Source organism: Pantoea sp. Cy-639 (assembly GCF_011752525.1).
Lineage (GTDB): Bacteria > Pseudomonadota > Gammaproteobacteria > Pseudomonadales > Pseudomonadaceae > Aquipseudomonas.
In genome coordinates, this window is record NZ_VWXI01000005.1 from 184,575 (window position 1) to 203,230 (window position 18,656).

Genomic DNA, 18,656 nt, shown 5'->3' on the forward strand with positions numbered 1-18,656 from the left:
GCCTTGCGCAAACCGCAAACAGACCTGAATCAGGAGATCCACCATGGCTTTTGAATTGCCGCCGCTGCCGTACGCCCACGATGCCCTGCAGCCGCACATCTCCAAGGAAACCCTGGAGTTTCACCACGACAAGCACCACAACACCTATGTCGTGAACCTGAACAACCTGGTCCCAGGCACCGAATTCGAAGGCAAGACCCTGGAAGAGATCGTCAAGACCTCTTCGGGTGGCATCTTCAACAACGCCGCTCAAGTCTGGAACCACACCTTCTACTGGAACTGCCTGGCGCCGAACGCCGGCGGCCAGCCGACCGGTGCCCTGGCTGAAGCCATCAACACCGCCTTCGGTTCCTTCGACAAGTTCAAGGAAGAGTTCACCAAGGTTTCCGTCGGCACCTTCGGCTCCGGCTGGGGCTGGCTGGTGAAGAAGGCCGACGGTTCCCTGGCCCTGGCCAGCACCATCGGCGCCGGCAACCCGCTGACCAGTGGCGACACCCCGCTGCTGACCTGCGACGTCTGGGAACACGCCTACTACATCGACTACCGCAACCTGCGTCCGAAGTACGTCGAGGCATTCTGGAACCTGGTCAACTGGAAGTTCGTTGCCGAGCAGTTCGAAGGCAAGACCTTCAAGGCCTGATCCGTTCAGCGCCCATTGAAAAACCCGGCCTCGCGCCGGGTTTTTCTTTATTTACCGACTGCATCCACACGCGAAAAACGCGTGGGCACAGGTAAACTGCCCCCCTGTCTTCACCCGCCGCACAAGCCCGACACGATTCACCACGCCCGGCTTCGCGTGCTTGCTCAGCCCGTATAGCGCGCTAACATCAAGATGCTGGAAAGTTGATGCAGCGCACTCAAGTCGCATGTCCGCTCGACCGATATATAGCCAGGGGCCAATCCGTCGACGGGTACGCCTGCCACGGCGACAGGTCGATAGTTTGTCGCCAAGGTTGATGGCAAAATAATGGCATGCGCATGGATTAAGGAACCCCCATTTGAAGCTGGAATTTCGGAACAGCTTGTCGGTCAAGTTGCTCAGGGTCGTGCTGCTTTCGGCGCTCGCGGTCGGCGTCGTCCTCAGTTGCGCGCAGATCGTCTACGACGCCTACAAGACCCGCCAGGCCGTGAACCACGATGCCCAGCGCATCCTCGACATGTTCCGCGACCCATCCACCCAGGCGGTGTACAGCCTTGACCGGGAAATGGGCATGCAGGTCATGGAAGGCCTGTTCCAGGACAACTCCGTGCGCATGGCCTCCATCGGCCACCCCAACGAAACCATGCTGGCCGAAAAGTCCCGCCCGTTGCAGGACATGTCCATGCGCTGGCTCACCGACCTGATCCTCGGCCAGGAGCGCACCTACACCACGCAACTGGTCGGCCGCGGCCCCTACAGCGAATACTACGGCGACCTGAGCATCACCCTGGACACCTCGGCCTACGGCGAGGGCTTCCTGGTCAACGCGGTGATCATCTTCATTTCCGGCGTGCTGCGGGCCCTGGCCATGGGCCTGGTGCTGTACCTGGTCTATCACTGGCTGCTGACCAAGCCACTGTCGAAGATCATCGAGCATCTCACCCAGATCAACCCCGATCGCCCCAGCCAGCACCAGATCCCGCTGCTCAAGGGCCATGAACGCAACGAACTGGGCATCTGGGTCAACACCGCCAACCAGTTGCTGGCCTCCATCGAGCGCAACACCCATCTGCGCCACGAGGCGGAAAACAGTCTGCAGCGCATGGCCCAGTACGACTTCCTCACCGGCCTGCCCAATCGCCAGCAACTGCAGCAGCAACTGGACAAGATCCTCGTCGACGGTGGTCGCCTGCAGCGCCGGGTGGCGGTGCTGTGCGTGGGTCTGGACGACTTCAAGGGCATCAACGAGCAGTTCAGCTACCAGGTCGGCGACCAGTTGCTGCTGGCCCTGGCCGACCGCCTGCGCGCCCACAGCGGACGCCTCGGCGCCCTGGCCCGACTGGGCGGCGACCAGTTCGCCCTGGTCCAGGCCAACATCGAGCAGCCCTATGAAGCCGCCGAGCTGGCCCAGAGCATTCTCGACGACCTCGAGGCCCCCTTCGACCTCGACCATCAGCAGATCCGCCTGCGCGCCACCATCGGCATCACCCTGTTCCCCGAGGACGGCGACAGCACCGAGAAGCTGCTGCAGAAGGCCGAGCAGACCATGACCCTGGCCAAGGCCCGCTCGCGCAACCGCTACCAGTTCTATATCGCCAGCGTCGACAGCGAGATGCGCCGCCGCCGCGAGCTGGAGAAAGACCTGCGCGAAGCGCTGCCGCGCAACCAGCTGTACCTGGTCTACCAGCCACAGATCAGCTACCGCGATCACCGCGTGGTGGGCGTCGAGGCATTGCTGCGCTGGCAGCACCCGGAGCTGGGCATGGTCCCGCCGGACCAGTTCATCCCGCTGGCCGAGCAGAACGGCAACATCATCGCCATCGGTGAATGGGTACTCGACCAGGCCTGCCGCCAGTTGCGCGAATGGCACGACCTGGGCTTCGGCGAACTGCGCATGGCGGTCAACCTGTCCACCGTGCAACTGCACCACAACGAACTGCCACGGGTGGTCAACAACCTGCTGCAGGCCTACCGCCTGCCGCCACGCAGCCTCGAACTGGAGGTCACCGAGACCGGCCTGATGGAAGACATCAGCACCGCCGCCCAGCATCTGCTGAGCCTGCGTCGCTCCGGCGCACTGATCGCCATCGACGACTTCGGCACCGGCTACTCGTCACTTAGCTACCTGAAGTCGCTGCCCCTGGACAAGATCAAGATCGACAAGAGCTTCGTCCAGGACCTGCTCGACGACGACGACGATGCCACCATCGTTCGCGCCATCATCCAGCTGGGCAAGAGCCTGGGCATGCAGGTCATCGCCGAAGGCGTGGAGACCGCCGAGCAGGAGAGCTACATCATCGCCCAGGGCTGCCACGAAGGTCAGGGCTACCACTACAGCAAGCCGCTGTCGGCGCGCGAGCTGACCCACTTCCTCAAGCAGGCGCAACGCAACCAGGTTTCCGTGCTGTAACCCCCGCCAGCCTTGACGATGCAGCGCAAACGGGCGTTTACATGAAATGCGCGCCCGCCTCTTTACAGCAAATGCAAATCTTTCGCATGATGTCTCGGTTTCGCGTGCCGCTGCGCACGGTCCTCCCACACGACGCAGGAAACCAACAATGATTCGAATGCCTCTGGCCTCCGCCAGTCTGCTGGCCATCGCCATCGCCCTCGCCGGTTGCGGCGAAGGCAAGGACGGCAAGGCTGCCGCTCCGCAAGCCCAGGCACCTGCCGCCGCCAGCGCCACGGCGCCGGGGGCTGTCGACGAAGCGGCCGGCAAGGCCGTGGTCAAGCATTACGCCGAGATGGTCCATGCCGTGTACAGCGACGCGCTGAGCACCGCCAAGCAGTTGCAGAGCAGCATCGACGCCTTCCTCGCCAACCCCAACGACCAGACGCTGCAAGCGGCCAAGGACGCCTGGGTCGCCGCGCGCGTACCGTACCTGCAGAGCGAGGCGTTCCGCTTCGGCAACACCATCATCGACGACTGGGAAGGCCAGGTGAACTCCTGGCCGCTGGACGAAGGCCTGATCGACTATGTCGACAAGAGCTACGAGCACGCCCTGGGCAACCCGGCAGCCAGCGCCAACATCATCGCCAACACCGAGATCCAGGTGGGCGAGGAGAAGATCGACGTCAAGGACATCACCCCCGAGAAACTCGCCAGCCTGAACGAGCTGGGTGGCTCCGAGGCCAACGTCGCCACCGGCTACCACGCCATCGAATTCCTGCTCTGGGGCCAGGATCTCAACGGCACCGGCCCTGGCGCGGGCAACCGTCCGGCCTCCGACTACCTCGAAGGCAAGGGCGCCACCGGTGGCCACAACGATCGCCGCCGCACCTACCTCAAGGCCGTCACCGAGCTGCTGGTCAAGGACCTCGAGGAGATGGTCGGCAACTGGGCGCCGAACGTCGCCGACAACTACCGCGCCAGCCTCGAGGCCGAGCCGGCCAACGATGGCCTGCGCAAGATGCTGTTCGGCATGGGCAGCCTGTCGCTGGGCGAGCTGGCCGGCGAGCGCATGAAGGTCTCGCTGGAGGCCAACTCGCCGGAAGACGAGCAGGACTGCTTCAGCGACAACACCCACTACTCGCACTTCTATGATGCCAAGGGCATCCGCAACGTCTACCTGGGCGAATACACCCGTACCGACGGCAGCAAGCTGAGCGGCCCGAGCCTGTCGTCGCTGGTGGCCAAGATCGACCCGGCCACCGACGCCACCCTCAAGGCCGACCTGGAGGCCACCGAGGCCAAGATCCAGGTGATGGTCGACCACGCGCTCAAGGGCGAGCACTACGACCAACTGATCGCCGCCGACAATCCCGCCGGCAACCAGATCGTGCGCGACGCCATCGCCGCGCTGGTCAAGCAAACCGGCGCCATCGAACAGGCCGCAGCCAAGCTGGGCATCGCCAACCTGAACCCGGATACCGCCGATCACGAGTTCTGATCCGTCGTCCACGCACCACGCCCGGCCAAGTGCCGGGCGTTTTCGTTTCAGGCTCAGGGACAACGCTTCCCGCTGCCCGCACCCAAGCTTTTCGCTCACGCTTCGATCATTACAGAACGACCGAGCGAGGCTCTCAATGCTGCAAATTCTGGATGTCTGGGGCGAGGGACGAGTAGTCCAGCACGTGAGCGGCACCCCACTCATTACTGGCTTTGTTGCCGCCTACAACCTCAACAAGGCCGGTCAACGCATATCCAATGGCGCTTTTGCCGGCCAGACGATCCCCAACCTGATCCTCGTCTACGAATACGACGCACCAGACTTCCCCATCGACGACCACTCGGTCCCCCATGTCACCCTCATGGGCGCACCGATCACCCTGCATGTGGCAGAGGAAATGTGTCGGGTGGTCGCCCGACCAGGAAAGATCTACTTGTATGACCCTAACGAAACCGACCGGCGACTGTTCGAATCCGTTGCCTTCTCACAAGGCCTGTATCCAGAAGGGCGTTTTCTGCCAGAGCAATTGGAACCTCCCTTCAATGAAATCACCTTGCTCGCGGCCTATGTCTACCGTGCTCCCACTCATCCATTGACACGCCCCAAAATCTCACTTTGAAAGGAATCGCCAAATGGCCAGCGTCACTTACTTGCGCTCCATCGCCAACAACACGCCCTATACCCTGACCCTGGTCGACGGAGAGAACCGCAGCCAGAGTCTGGCCATCGGTGCCCAGCACTCCTGGAACGGCGCCCTCGCAGTCCCATGGATTGGGCGCTCGGGTGAAAACAACAAAGCTTTGCGACTGATCCTCGGACCTGCAGCTGAGAGCAACATCTGGATGTTCCAGGACTACTGGCAACCTGCACACGAGAACGCTATCAAGTATCTCGCCGCCTCCACCATGGAGTACGCCAGCGAAGAAGTCATCGAGGTTCCCGGTGATAACCGCGGCGGAGGCAACAAGAACCTGATCGTAAGCCTGGTCAATCGTCAATTCAGACTACTCATGGCCTGATGGGGACGGCGAAGTCGATTTCATCGAGCAAACGCAAATTGCTCTTATTCAATGATCCTGGGCCTGCTAAGCTTGCACGCCGGTTTTTCGCCCATGCCCAGGATCCTCGATGCCCGTGCTTCGCCTAAGCCCACTGCTGCTGGCCCTCGCCCTCGTTGCCTGTGACGACGCCCCGCGTTTCACCCAGGCCGAGCCCGGCGAAGCCCTCTCCGGTGGCCAGGCGACCGTGCAGCGCAGCGACCGCAATGCCTACTCGCTGCCCTCGGCCAATCTCTCCCCCGAGCGGCGCCTGGACTTCGCCGTGGGCAACAGCTTCTTCCGCAGCCCCTGGGTAATCGCACCGTCCACCACCACGGCCCGCGACGGCCTTGGCCCGCTGTTCAACACCAATGCCTGCCAGAACTGCCACGTGCGCGACGGCCGCGGTCATCCACCCGAACCCGACGCCAGCAACGCGGTGTCGATGCTGGTACGCCTGTCGCTCCCCGACCAGCCCGCCTATGCCCGCGAGATCGAACGTCTCGGCGTGGTCCCCGAGCCGGTCTACGGCACGCAGTTGCAGGACATGGCCATCCCTGGCGTGCGCCCTGAGGGCAAGGTGCGGGTGAGCTACGACCTGCACAGCGTCACTTTCAACGACGGTCACCAGGTCGAACTGCGCCGCCCGACGCTGCAGATCACCCAGCTCGGCTACGGCCCGATGCACCCTGACACCCGTTTCTCCGCCAGGGTCGCCCCGCCGATGATCGGCCTGGGCCTGCTCGAGGCCATTCCCGAGGCGGCCATCCTCGCCAACGAAGATCCCCACGACCGCAACGGCGACGGCATTCGTGGCCGGGCCAACCGAGTCTGGGACGATGCCCAGGGCAAGGCCGTGGTCGGCCGCTTCGGCTGGAAGGCCGGCCAGCCCAACGTCAACCAGCAGAACGTGCACGCCTTCTCCGGCGACATGGGCCTGACCACCACCCTGCTGCCCAAGGATGACTGCACCCCGGCGCAGCTCGACTGCCTGGCCGCGCCCAACGGCGATGGCCAGGGCGGCGAGAAGGAGGTCAGCGACAACATCCTGCGCCTGGTCACCTTCTACACCCGCAACCTCGGCGTGCCAGCACGTCGCGCCGTTGACGCGCCCCAGGTGCTGGCCGGCAAGACCCTGTTCCACCAGGCCGGCTGCCAGGGCTGCCACATCCCGCAGTTCACCACCGGCGCCGACAGCCACGAGCCAGAGCTGGCCAACCAGCTGATCCGCCCCTACAGCGACCTGCTGCTGCACGACATGGGTCCGGGGCTGGCCGACAACCGCAGCGAGTTCAACGCCAGCGGCCAGGACTGGCGCACCCCGCCACTGTGGGGCATCGGCCTGAGCGAAACCGTCAGCGGCCACAGCCAGTTCCTGCATGACGGCCGCGCCCGCAACCTGCTCGAGGCCGTGCTCTGGCACGGCGGCGAAGCCCAGGCGGCGCGCGACCGCGTACTGACGTTCAACGCCGAGCAGCGCGCCGCGCTGCTGGCCTTCCTGAATTCTCTTTAAAACGTACAAGGAGCCGGGCATGTTCCGACCCAAACTGTTGTTCACCAGCCTCGCCGCCCTCGCCCTCGGCGCCTGCTCGCCGCAGGATCCGCAGGCCGTGACCTCGGCCGCCATCGCCAAGCAGGTGATCCTGCCGACCTACAGTCGCTGGGTCGAGGCCGACCGCCAACTGGCCGCCAGCGCCCTGGCCTATTGCGAAGGCAAGGAGAGCCTGGACACCGCCCGCGCCGACTTCCTCAACGCGCAAAAGGCCTGGGCCGAGCTGCAGCCGCTGCTGGTCGGCCCGCTGGCCGAGGGCAACCGCGCCTGGCAAGTACAGTTCTGGCCAGACAAGAAGAACCTGGTCGGTCGCCAGGTCGAGCAGCTGGTAGGCGCCGACAAACCGGTGGACGCCGAGTCGCTGGGCAAGGCCAGTGTCGTGGTGCGCGGCCTGTCGGCCTACGAGTACATCCTGTTCGACAGCAAGCCCGACATCGCCAGCGCCGAGCAGAAGGCCCGCTACTGCCCGCTGCTGGTAGCCATCGGCGAACACCAGAAGAACCTGGCCGAGGAAATCCTCAAGAACTGGAACAGCACCGACGGCATGCTGTCGCAGATGACCAAGTTCCCCAACCAACGCTACGCCGACTCGCACGAGGCGATCGCCGACCTGCTGCGTGCCCAGGTCACCGGCCTCGACACCCTGAAGAAGAAACTCGGCGCGCCGATGGGCCGCCAGAGCAAGGGCATCGCGCAGCCGCTGCAGGCGGAGGCCTGGCGCAGCCATTCCTCGCTCAAGAGCCTGGAGGCCTCGCTCAAGGCCGCCGAAGCAGTCTGGCTCGGGGTCGACAACCAGGGCCTGCGCGGCCTGCTGGGCAAGGACCAGGCGCCGCTGGCGCAGAAGATCGACGATGCCTACGCCAACGCTCTCAAGCTGCTGGCCGGCAACCAGAAGACCCTCGGCGAATTGCTCGCCGACGAGCCTGGCCAGCAGACCCTGAACCAGATCTACGACGCCCTCAACAGTGTCCACCGCCTGCACGAAGGCGAACTGGCCAAGGCGTTGAACATCCAGCTGGGCTTCAATGCCAACGACGGTGACTGATGATGCTGCGACGCCAGGCCCTGAAACTCGGTAGCGTCCTGCTCAGCGCCCTGACCCTGGGCGGCTGGAGCCTGTTGCGCAACAAAGGCGGCGAACCCTTGCTGCTCTCGGCGCGTGATGATGGCGACGGCAGGCATTACGCCGTCGGGTTCCGCCTGGATGGCACCGAGGTGTTCAGCACCCAGGTGGCCCAGCGTTGCCACGCGATCATCAACCACCCCGAGCGGCCCATCGCCCTGTTCGTCGCCCGTCGTCCCGGTACCGAGAGCTACCTGATCGACCTGCGCGACGGACGCCTGCTGCAGACCATCGCCTCGCAACCTGGCCGGCACTTCTACGGCCACGCGGTGATCCACAAGGACGGCGAGTGGCTGTATGCCACCGAGAACGACACCACCGATCCGGGCCGCGGCGTGCTCGGCGTCTACCGCTTCGACGGCGAACGCCTAGTGCACAGCGGCGAGATCCCGACCCACGGCATCGGCCCCCATGAACTGGCCTGGCTGCCTGACGGCGAGACACTGGTGGTGGCCAACGGCGGCATTCGTACCGAGGCCGAGAGCCGGGTCGAGATGAACCTCGACGCCATGGAACCGAGCCTGGTGCTGATGCGCCGCGACGGCACCCTGCTGAGCAAGGAGACCCTGGCCCAGCAGATGAACAGCGTGCGTCACCTGGCGGTCGGCAGCGATGGCACCATCGCCGCCTGCCAGCAGTTCATGGGCGGCGCCGAGGAGACCGCCGAGCTGCTGGCGATCAAGCGCCCGGGCGAACCGTTCAGGGCCTTCCCGGTGCCGGAACGGCAGTTGCAGTCGATGGCCCAGTACACCGCCAGCGTCGCCATCCACAGCGACCTGCGGCTGGTGGCGCTGACCGCGCCGCGGGCCAACCGGCTGTTCATCTGGGACCTGGACAGCGGTGCGGTGAAGCTCGACGCGCCGATGCCCGACTGCGCCGGGGTCGGCGCGGTGCAGGACGGTTTCGTCGTCACCTCCGGGCAGGGACGTTGCCGGTTCTACGATTGCCGCAAGACAGAGCTGATCGGCCAGCCGATGAACCTGCCGTCCGGGTTCTGGGACAACCACCTGCACCTGGCCTGAGCGGCAGCAAGCACTAGGGTCTGTACGAAAAGTCTTGAGACGCAGGTCAGGCAAGGCGAAAACAGCCGAGGAAGCGGAGTGTACTGGAGTACATGAGCATTCCGAGGCTGTTTTCAACGCAGCATGAACAAGTATCAAGGCTTTTCGTACAGACCCTAGCGCGGGGCAAGCCCGCTCCCACGCCTGGCAGCAGTGAGATTGCGTGGGAGCGGGCTTGCCCCGCGATAATGCCTCCTCCCCTTTTCGCAAAAACCGACAATACTTTCCTCCATTGCACGTGGGCCGGATCGCCCGTGGTCGTGCCCGAAAAACTCGCCGCCAGGGAACCGGACCATGTTGCGCCGCCGCATGCTGCTCATGTTGGCCGTCGTCCTGCTGATCGTGCTGATCCTGGGGGGCGTCAAGGCTTTCTCCATCTACCAGCAGGTGCAGATGTTCTCCCAGCCCAAGCCGCCGGTGAGCGTGGCCATGGCCCAGGCCGAACTGCGCCAGTGGCAGGAGCGCCTGCCGGCGGTCGGCAGTCTCAAGGCCTACCAGGGCGTGGAGCTGAGCCTGGAGGTGGCGGGCACGGTCAAGTCGCTGCATTTCGAGTCCGGCCAGGCGGTCAAGGCTGGCCAGTTGTTGCTGCAACTGGACAGCGACCAGGAAATCGCCCTGCTCGGCACCGCCCAGGCCGACCTCGGCCTGGCCAAGGTCGATTTCGGCCGTGGCAGCCAACTGGTCGGCGACTCGGCGATCTCCCGCGGCGAGTTCGACCGCCTCACTGCCCAGTACCGGCGCAACCAGGCGGTGGTCGAGCAGCTCAAGGCCTCACTGGCGAAAAAGAGCATCAGCGCCCCGTTCAGCGGCACCATCGGCATCCGTCAGGTGGATGTCGGTGCCTATGTCGCCGCCGGCACGGTAATCGCCACCTTGCAGGACCTCTCCAGCCTCTACGTCGATTTCAACGTGCCCGAGCAGGCACTGCCACACCTGGCCCTCGGCCAGCAGGTCCTGGTGCAGGTGGCCGCCTACCCCGGCCAGACTTTCCCGGCCAGCCTCAGCGCGATCAACCCGAAAGTGGAGGAAAGCACCCGCAACCTGCTGGTCCGCGCCACCCTCGCCAACCCCGACGGCAAGCTGCTGCCAGGCATGTTCGCCAGCCTCCAGGTGCTGTTGCCCGACCCACGTGCACAGGTGGTGGTGCCGGAAAACGCCATCACCTACACCCTGTACGGCAATTCGGTGTACCTGATCAGTCCGAAAAAGGGCGAGGACGGCCAGCCGCTGCCGAACGTCGACGGCCAGCCACAACTGGTCGCCGAACAACGTCCCGTGCAAACCGGCGAACGCCGCGACGGTTGGGTGGTGATCGACAAGGGCCTGCAGGCCGGCGACCAGGTGGTGACCGCCGGCCAGCTCAAGCTGACCCCTGGAACCAGCGTGCGCATCAGTCCCGATAACGTCCTCAAGCCCGGCGCGCAGGGCGCCGACTGAGCAGGAGGCCGGCATGGCGTTCACCGACCCGTTCATCCGCCGCCCGGTACTGGCCTGCGTGGTCAGCCTGCTGATCCTGCTGCTTGGCCTGCAGGCCTGGAGCAAATTGCAGATCCGCCAGTACCCGCAGATGGAGAACGCGCTGATCACGGTGACCACCGCCTACCCCGGGGCCAACGCCGAGACCATCCAGGGCTACATCACCCAGCCCCTGCAACAGAGCCTGGCCAGCGCCGACGGCATCGACTATATGACCTCGGTGAGCCGGCAGAACTTCTCGGTGATCTCGGTCTACGCGCGCGTCGGCGCCGACACCGACCGCCTGTTCACCCAATTGCTGGCCAAGGCCAACGAAGTGCGCAACAAGCTGCCCCAGGACGCCGAGGATCCGGTGCTGAGCAAGGAGGCCGCCGACGCCTCGGCACTGATGTACATCAGCTTCTACAGCCAGCAGATGAGCAACCCGCAGATCACCGACTACCTGTCGCGGGTGATCCAGCCCAAACTGGCGACACTGCCCGGCATGGCCGAGGCGCAAATCCTCGGCAACCAGGTGTTCGCCATGCGCATCTGGATCGATCCGGTGAAACTGGCCGGCTTCGGCCTGTCGGCGGTGGACGTGACCAACGCCGTGCGCCACTACAACTTCCTCTCCGCCGCTGGCGAGGTGAAAGGCGAGTACGTGGTCACCAGCGTCAACGCCAACACCGAGCTGAAATCGGCCGAGGCGTTCGCCGCCCTGCCGCTCAAGACGGTCGGCGACAGCCGGGTGCTGCTGGGCGACGTGGCGCGTATCGAGATGGGCGCGGAGAACTACGACACGGTCAGTTCCTTCGATGGCACGCCGTCGGTGTACATCGGCATCAAGGCCACCCCGGCAGCCAACCCGCTGCAAGTGATCAAGGAAGTGCGCAAGCTCATGCCGCAGCTAGAGCAGGAGCTGCCGTCCAGCCTCAAGGTCTCGATTGCCTACGATGCCACGCTGTTCATCCAGGCCTCGATCAACGAGGTGATCAAGACCCTTGGCGAAGCGGTGCTGATCGTCATCGTGGTGGTGTTCCTGTTCCTCGGTGCACTGCGCTCGGTGGTCATTCCGGTGGTGACCATCCCGCTGTCGATGATCGGCGTGCTGTTCTTCATGCACCTGATGGGCTACTCGCTGAACCTGCTGACGTTGCTGGCGATGGTGCTGGCCATCGGCCTGGTGGTCGACGACGCCATCGTCGTGGTGGAGAACATCCATCGCCATATCGAGGAGGGCAAGTCCCCCTTCGAGGCGGCGCTCGAGGGTGCCCGGGAGATTGCCCTGCCAGTGGTATCGATGACCATCACCCTGGCTGCGGTGTACGCCCCCATCGGCTTCCTGACCGGGCTGACCGGCGCACTGTTCAAGGAGTTCGCCCTGACCCTGGCGGGCGCGGTGGTCATCTCCGGCATCATCGCGCTCACCCTGTCGCCGATGATGTGCGCCCTGCTGCTGCGTCGCGAGCAGAACCCCAGTGGACTGGCCCATCGCCTGGACCAGTTGTTCGAGCGCCTCAAGGTGCGCTACCAGCGCCTGCTCCACGCCACCCTCGACAGTCGCCCGGTGGTGCTGGTTTTCGCCGTGCTGATCCTGTGCCTGATCCCGGTGCTGCTGATGTTCACCCGCAACGAACTGGCCCCGGACGAGGACCAGGGGGTGATCTTCATGATGAGCACCTCGCCGCAGACCGCCAACCTCGACTACCTCAACGCCTATACCGACGCGTTCACCCCGCTGTTCAAGACCTTCCCCGAGTATTACTCGTCGTTCCAGATCAACGGTTTCAACGGTGTGCAGAGCGGCATCGGTGGCTTCCTGCTCAAACCCTGGGACCAGCGCCAGCGCACCCAGATGCAGCTGCTGCCACTGGTCCAGGCCAAGCTCGCGCAGATCGGTGGCCTGCAAATCTTCGGTTTCAACCTGCCGGCACTGCCTGGCACCGGTGAGGGCCTGCCGTTCCAGTTCGTGATCAACAGCGCCGGCGACTATCCCGCCCTGCTCGACGTGGCCCAGCGCATCAAGCAGCGCGCCCAGGCCTCGGGCAAGTTCGCCTTCCTCGACATCGACCTGGCCTTCGACAAGCCCGAAGTGGTGATCGACATCGATCGAGCCAAGGCCGCGCAGATGGGCGTATCGATGGATACCCTCGGCGGCACCCTGGCGACCCTGCTGGGCGAGGCGGAGATCAACCGCTTCACCCTCGAAGGACGCAGCTACAAGGTGATCGCCCAGGTCGAACGAGCCTACCGGGCCAGCCCCGGCTGGCTGAACAACTACTACGTGAAGAACGACCAGGGCCAACTGCTGCCACTGTCGACCCTGATCAGCCTCAGCGACCGTGCCCGCCCACGCCAGCTCAACCAGTTCCAGCAACTGAACTCGGCGATCATCCAGGGCTTCCCACTGGTGAGCATGGGCGAAGCCCTGGACACCGTGCGCGCCATCGCCCGCGAAGAGGCGCCGGAAGGCTTCTCGGTCGACTATGCCGGCGCGGCGCGGCAGTTCGTCCAGGAAGGCAGCGCGTTGTGGGTGACCTTCGGCCTGGCGCTGGCGATCATCTTCCTGGTGCTGGCGGCGCAGTTCGAGAGCTTCCGCGATCCGCTGGTGATCCTGGTGACCGTGCCGCTGTCCATCTGCGGGGCCCTGCTGCCGCTGTTCCTCGGGGTATCGAGCATGAACATCTATACCCAGGTCGGGTTGGTCACGCTGATCGGCTTGATCACCAAGCACGGGATCCTCATCGTCGAGTTCGCCAACCAGTTGCGCGAGGACAAGGGCCTCGAGGTACGCGATGCCATCGAACAGGCCGCCGCCATCCGCCTGCGCCCGGTGCTGATGACCACCGCGGCCATGGTCTTCGGCATGGTGCCGCTGATCCTCGCCAGTGGCGCGGGCGCGGTCAGCCGATTCGACATCGGCACGGTGATCGCCACCGGCATGTCGATCGGCACCCTCTTCACCTTGTTCGTGCTGCCCTGTGTCTACACCTTGCTGGCGCACAAGCGGCAGCCCGGCGAGACGACGCGCCAGCCAACCGCCTGAGCACTGGCCAGCACGCGGTGATCGGCAGTGGCGGACTGCAGCAGCACGCTCGCGTGCGCGATGGAGCATTCGTCGACACCCTGACGATGGCGCCTGCGCCGCCGCTAGCGCGACAGTGATGCGCAAACGATCAGGGCCCAATCGCCGGTCTGCCAGCGATTGGGCCCTGAGGATCGACCGTCGGTATCCGACCTCAGCCGAACGGTCGCAGTCCCTGTCTCATCCCGAACAGGAACAACAGCAGATCATGGTCAGGCTCAGCCTTGAGATGCCCAGGCTTGGCCATCCGCGGCAACGGACACAATCCACCCTGCTCGGCCTTGCTGAACACCGTCGGCCGCGGTTGCTCCCAGGCAGCCACGGCTGCCGTGGTCACGCCCAGGGCGCCAACGAAGAACAAAGCTCGAGCGATTTCTAGTTTCATTACTCTAACCCTTTGACAACGCTGCCAAACGCCATGTGGTAAAAGTAGAGCAGAGTTTTCCAGTGCGCCTCACTCAACGACGAATGGCGGCGCAGTTGGCGCAGGTCGTTGGACGCGGCACGCTGGCAACTGAAGCGGCGACGGCACTTCTCCAGGTCCAGCAAAGCCACCTCGACCCGTGCCTGCTCACCCTCGCCGCTGACCTTGACGAAGACATGCTTGCCGTACAGGCAACCATGCTGCCAGTGGCCCAGGTGCATGCGCGCCAGGTTGTCGGCCAGGTCCTTGAGCATGCGTTCGTGCACCACCTCGGGATAGCGGGTCTCGGCGCCTTCGGCATGCCAGGTGTCGAGGTCGACGAAACCATCGAGTGATTCGCTCACCAGCAAGGCCCGCCACTGATTGTCGGCGCTGCGTTCGGTGCCGGCATAGACCAGGCGCGGCACGCGTACACCAAGCTGGGTGAAGCTGTTCAGCGCGTCGAGTTCACGCAGCACCGTCGGGCGGCCGAAGGGATGCAACAGGCTGCGGTAGATATGGCCGACCTGGCGCTTGGCGTAGAGCATCTGGCCACGCTCGTCGTACAGCCGCTGCACCCCGCTCTCGCCACCGCGACGCTGGTTCGGCTCCTCGACCCACTCTCCCTGTTGCTGCCAGTAATAATCGAACTGCCTGGACTCTTTCTCGGCTACCGCCATCAATCTCTACCTTTTACGCAATACATAGACTCGCCACATGGCATAGAACGGCAGGAAGTCTAGACGTTCCTCGATTCTGAAGCCGGCCGAGACGAACTCTTCTTCAACTGTTGCCGCCGGTAACACAAAACGGTTCTGGTAGCTGTCCTGCTCGACCTTGGCTGTGCGCCGCACCTCGAGCTTCTTGCGCCGCCACGCCTTGAAATTACCGTCCACCCACAGCGACAGGATCACGCTGTCACGGCTAACCCTATGAAACTCCGAAAGAATAGTCTCTCGATGCGCGGGATTGCCAATGTGGTGGAACAGACGCATGCAGAAAATACTGTCCACGGCGTTATCAGGCAAATCAATGGCGAACGCCGAAGTCTGCAAGGGCCGTACCTGCGCCACCACTTCTGGCGGTTGTGCCGCACAGGCTGTCTCGATCATCGCGGCGGAATTGTCGGCGCCGATGATCATGCGATTGGTTTTTTCCGTCAGCAACGGCCAGAACCGGCCCGCGCCGCAAGGCAGATCGAGCACCAGCCCCGGGTCGCCCGCCAAGGCCAGGGCACGCCGGGCCAGTTGCTCGTCGCGATGATGGGAAAGACGACGGGCCAGGCCATCCTGGTGCTTGAGGAAATATTCACGGGCATGGTCCCGGTCATACTTCTCGGAAAAGGCGAGTTTGATGGGGCTGCGCATTGGGCACCTCCTGACTGCGGTGAGCGAACCTTAGTCAGGCAGGCGTTGGCGGCAGGTCATGCCGATGTGAAAATTCCGTCAGCCCAAAGCGCAGATGTTACAAGAAGTTAATCGGAGATCGCCGCCCGTTCGCCACCGTCTCTGTCCACATCGATCGTCTTGCCCTGGCTCAGGTCCACCTGGAACCGGCAGCCATGGGGCTCGGATGTGGTCAGCGTCACGCGCCAGCCCTGGTCGTCGCAGATCCGCTGCACCAGCGACAGGCCCAGGCCCAGGCCTTCGCCGCGACGCTCGTCGCCCCGCACGAATGGCCGGAACATGGCCTCGCGCTGTTCCTCCGGAATCCCCACGCCGCTGTCCTCCACGCTGAAGCCGGTGGCTTCCAGGGTCAGACGAATGTAACCGCTGTCGGTGTAGTGCGCCGCGTTGCGCAACAGATTGCCCATCACCGATTGCAGGAAGGTGGCGTTGTACAACACGGCACTGGCATTGCCCCGGCCCTCGAAATGCAACGCCAGGCCCTTCTGCTCGATGGTGTCGCGCCACACCCCGGTGAGGTCGTCGGCCACTTCCGCCAGGGTCGCCCGGGAGGCCACCGCGCCTTCGTCGCGCTGAGCCCGGGCAAGCATGAGGAAGGTCTTGACCAGCTCACGCATCTCTTCGGTAGCCCGCGCGATGCGCTCGACCTGGCTGCGCGCACGGGTGTCGAGGTTGGGGTTTTCCATCAACAGCTCGCAGGAGGTCGCCAACACCATCAGCGGGGTACGCAGCTCATGGCTGACGTCGCTGGTGAACAGGCGCTCGCGGGTCAACGCGTCACGCAGACGCCCGAGGGTATCGTCGAACGCCACCGCCAGTTGGCCGACCTCGTCCGCCGCATAGTCCGGCGCCAACGGCGGCGCCAGCCCCAGCAACTGGTCACGATGGCGAACCTGGCGCGCCAGGCGGATCACCGGCGCCATCACCCGGCGCGCCAGCAACCAGCCAAGGATCACCGCCAGCGCCAGGCTGAGCACGAAGCCCACCACCACCACGGCGAACAGCACGCGCTCACGCTCTTCGAAGTCGCTCTGGTCCTGCAGCAGCACATAGCGACGGCCGTCGACGATCTCGACCATGGCATGGTACGAGAGCTGGTCGCGGAACACTTCGTGGAAGCCTGCGTTCAGGTGGCGCAGGTCCTTGGGCAATTCGAAATCGTCACGCCCGCCGCTGAAATAGAACAACTGGTCCGGGCGTGGCCGGTGGCTCCAGTCACTGATGCTGTCCATGCGCAGCAGGCGCTGCAGGTCACCGCCGAGCACCGATGAAATCAAGCGCTCCTCGACCAGGTGGACGGTGGCGACGATACCGAAGGCGAAGGCCCCGGCCACCAGCGCGCTCATCAAGGCAAAGGCGATGATGATGCGCTGGGCAAGGCTCTGCTTAAACTCCATCGCGACCCTCGGCGAGGCGATAGCCGACGCCATGGACGGTATGCAGCAGGGGCTTTTCGAACGGCTTGTCGATCACCTGGCGCAACTGGTGGACATGGCTGCGCAGGCTGTCGCTGTCCGGGCAGTCATCGCCCCACAGCGCCTCTTCCAGCACTTCACGGCGCAGCACGTGCGGGCTCTTCTGCATCAGTACGGCGAGCAGCTTGAGGCCCACGGGGTTGAGCTTGAGCAGGCGCCCCTGGCGAGTGACCTCGAGGGTGTCGAGGTCATAGCTCAGGTCGGCGACCTGCAAGGTCCGCCGCCCGCCGCCCTGGGCCCGGCGCAGCACCGCCTCGATGCGCGCGGCCAGTTCCGAGAGGGCAAACGGCTTGAGCAGGTAGTCGTCGGCACCGGAGCGGAAGCCCTGCAGGCGATCGTCCAACTGGTCGCGGGCGGTGAGCATGATCACCGGCGTGTCGCGGCGAGCGTCCTCGCGCAGGCGCTTGCACAGCGTGTAGCCATCGATGCCCGGCAGCATGATGTCGAGCACGATCAGGTCATAGTGTTCGGTGGCGGCCAGGTGCAGGCCGGACAGCCCATCCTGGGCGCAGTCCACCGTATAGCCCTTCATGCCCAGGTAGTCGGCCAGGTTGGCCAGGATATCGCGGTTGTCTTCAACCAAAAGAATGCGCATCGGGGTCTCCTGTGCGGCGCTTCGCTCGGCGCGGCAGGCGCAGCTTACGGCCTACGCCGGCTGTGTGCCAGCCCTGAGGGAAAATCACCGAACTTGACAGATTTTTCACTGATCCTTCACGGACACAGGATAGCGGGCACCCGACAATGCCCGGTCTTTTTCCGTGCTCTGGAGCCGTCATGCAGGAAACCACCCGCCCTCGCCCGCTCAACCTGTGGCTGTACCTGGGCATTCCCTTCGCCACCGTCATCGCCCTGTTGCTGCTCGAGTGGACTTCGCTGGACATGGACCTGGCCACCCTGTTCTTCGACCCGGCGGCCGGCCAGTTCATCGGCCGGCATAGCTACCTGCTGGAAACCATCCTGCATGACCGGGTCAAGCAGGGAGTGATCCTGCTGAGCCTGATCGCCGTGGCTGCGTTCATCGCCAGTTTCTTCTGGCAACGCCTGTTCAGCTGGCGTCGCGAACTGGGCTGCCTGGTACTGGCACTGAGCCTGTCGACCGCCTTCGTCACACCGCTGAAGAAGGTCACCCAGGTGCAGTGCCCCTGGAGCCTGACCCAGTTCGGCGGCAAGGAGACCTACAGCAAGCTGCTCGAGCCCCGTCCGGCCACCGACAAGCCTGGGCTGTGCTGGCCGGGAGGCCATGCCGCCACCGGTTTCTGCCTGTTCGCCCTGTTCTTCGTCCTGCGCGACCGTCGCCCGCGCCTGGCCCGCGTGGCACTGGCGGTGGCCTTCCTGGCCGGCGCGATACTGTCGCTGGGGCGGATGATGCAAGGGGCGCACTTCTTGTCGCACAACGTGTGGACAGCCGTGTTCTGCTGGCTGATCGGGCTGGGATCGTACTACCTGGTGCTGTACCGCAAAGGAATGGCCCAGGCGTCGCCCATCGAGCGCAGCGTCGCCTGAAACGCCGCTGTGCCGCGGCCCAT

The 18,656-nt window shown here is 64.5% G+C and carries 16 protein-coding genes; 11 read left to right on the forward strand and 5 right to left on the reverse strand.

The features are described 5' to 3' along the window. The first annotated feature begins 43 nt into the window (after positions 1-43). The 10 genes from F3J43_RS08610 (at position 44) to F3J43_RS08655 (ending at position 13,807) form a co-directional block, all read left to right on the forward strand. The gene (locus tag F3J43_RS08610; RefSeq protein WP_166884746.1) at positions 44-640 is read left to right on the forward strand and encodes a superoxide dismutase; all 597 of its coding nucleotides are present in this window, start codon (positions 44-46) and stop codon (positions 638-640) included. A gap of 358 nt (positions 641-998) precedes the next feature. Beyond that, positions 999-3,050: a putative bifunctional diguanylate cyclase/phosphodiesterase gene (locus tag F3J43_RS08615; protein ID WP_166884748.1), complete on the forward strand. Its 2,052-nt coding sequence runs from the start codon at positions 999-1,001 to the stop codon at positions 3,048-3,050. A gap of 148 nt (positions 3,051-3,198) precedes the next feature. After that, a complete protein-coding gene (locus F3J43_RS08620; protein ID WP_166884750.1) occupies positions 3,199-4,530 on the forward strand; it encodes an imelysin family protein in 1,332 nt (443 codons plus the stop codon). A 136-nt stretch (positions 4,531-4,666) separates the two neighbouring features. Beyond that, the gene (locus F3J43_RS08625) at positions 4,667-5,149 is read left to right on the forward strand and encodes a hypothetical protein (protein ID WP_166884753.1); all 483 of its coding nucleotides are present in this window, start codon (positions 4,667-4,669) and stop codon (positions 5,147-5,149) included. 13 nt (positions 5,150-5,162) lie between these two features. Next, positions 5,163-5,549: a hypothetical protein gene (locus F3J43_RS08630; RefSeq protein WP_166884755.1), complete on the forward strand. Its 387-nt coding sequence runs from the start codon at positions 5,163-5,165 to the stop codon at positions 5,547-5,549. A 109-nt stretch (positions 5,550-5,658) separates the two neighbouring features. Continuing rightward, positions 5,659-7,080 (forward strand): di-heme oxidoreductase family protein, encoded by a 1,422-nt coding sequence (locus tag F3J43_RS08635; RefSeq protein ID WP_166884757.1) that lies wholly within the window; start codon positions 5,659-5,661, stop codon positions 7,078-7,080. A 19-nt stretch (positions 7,081-7,099) separates the two neighbouring features. Further along, positions 7,100-8,164, forward strand: a complete 1,065-nt coding sequence (locus F3J43_RS08640; protein WP_166884759.1) for an imelysin family protein — start codon at positions 7,100-7,102, stop codon at positions 8,162-8,164. Continuing rightward, the gene (locus tag F3J43_RS08645; RefSeq protein WP_205297720.1) at positions 8,164-9,264 is read left to right on the forward strand and encodes a DUF1513 domain-containing protein; all 1,101 of its coding nucleotides are present in this window, start codon (positions 8,164-8,166) and stop codon (positions 9,262-9,264) included. The genes F3J43_RS08640 and F3J43_RS08645 overlap by 1 nt, the downstream gene beginning before the upstream one ends. A 333-nt stretch (positions 9,265-9,597) precedes the next feature. Beyond that, positions 9,598-10,740 (forward strand): efflux RND transporter periplasmic adaptor subunit, encoded by a 1,143-nt coding sequence (locus tag F3J43_RS08650; RefSeq protein ID WP_166884778.1) that lies wholly within the window; start codon positions 9,598-9,600, stop codon positions 10,738-10,740. A gap of 13 nt (positions 10,741-10,753) precedes the next feature. Further along, on the forward strand, positions 10,754-13,807 hold the full coding sequence (locus F3J43_RS08655; protein ID WP_166884781.1) for a multidrug efflux RND transporter permease subunit: 3,054 nt from the start codon (positions 10,754-10,756) through the stop codon (positions 13,805-13,807). 193 nt (positions 13,808-14,000) lie between these two features. On the opposite strand, the gene F3J43_RS08660 is transcribed toward F3J43_RS08655, so the two are convergent. From F3J43_RS08660 to colR, 5 genes are all read right to left on the reverse strand, one after another. Continuing rightward, the gene (locus F3J43_RS08660) at positions 14,001-14,231 is read right to left on the reverse strand and encodes a hypothetical protein (protein WP_166884783.1); all 231 of its coding nucleotides are present in this window, start codon (positions 14,229-14,231) and stop codon (positions 14,001-14,003) included. Then, entirely contained in the window at positions 14,231-14,929 is a 699-nt protein-coding gene (locus F3J43_RS08665; RefSeq protein WP_166884785.1) for a lipopolysaccharide kinase InaA family protein, read from the reverse strand. Before F3J43_RS08665 ends, F3J43_RS08660 begins: the two co-directional genes overlap by 1 nt. Before the next feature lie 6 nt (positions 14,930-14,935). Then, entirely contained in the window at positions 14,936-15,616 is a 681-nt protein-coding gene (locus F3J43_RS08670; protein WP_166884787.1) for a class I SAM-dependent methyltransferase, read from the reverse strand. A 107-nt stretch (positions 15,617-15,723) separates the two neighbouring features. Continuing rightward, a complete protein-coding gene (locus tag F3J43_RS08675) occupies positions 15,724-17,052 on the reverse strand; it encodes a sensor histidine kinase (protein WP_166884789.1) in 1,329 nt (442 codons plus the stop codon). Continuing rightward, positions 17,042-17,725 carry a two-component system response regulator ColR gene (colR, locus tag F3J43_RS08680; protein ID WP_003255215.1) on the reverse strand — a complete coding sequence of 228 codons (684 nt, stop codon included), beginning with the start codon at positions 17,723-17,725 and terminating at the stop codon, positions 17,042-17,044. The genes F3J43_RS08675 and colR overlap by 11 nt, the downstream gene beginning before the upstream one ends. Positions 17,726-17,904: 179 nt before the next feature. Here colR and F3J43_RS08685 point away from each other — a divergent pair, with 179 nt between their 5' ends. Beyond that, entirely contained in the window at positions 17,905-18,633 is a 729-nt protein-coding gene (locus F3J43_RS08685; protein WP_166884791.1) for a phosphatase PAP2 family protein, read from the forward strand. Positions 18,634-18,656 lie beyond the last annotated feature (23 nt).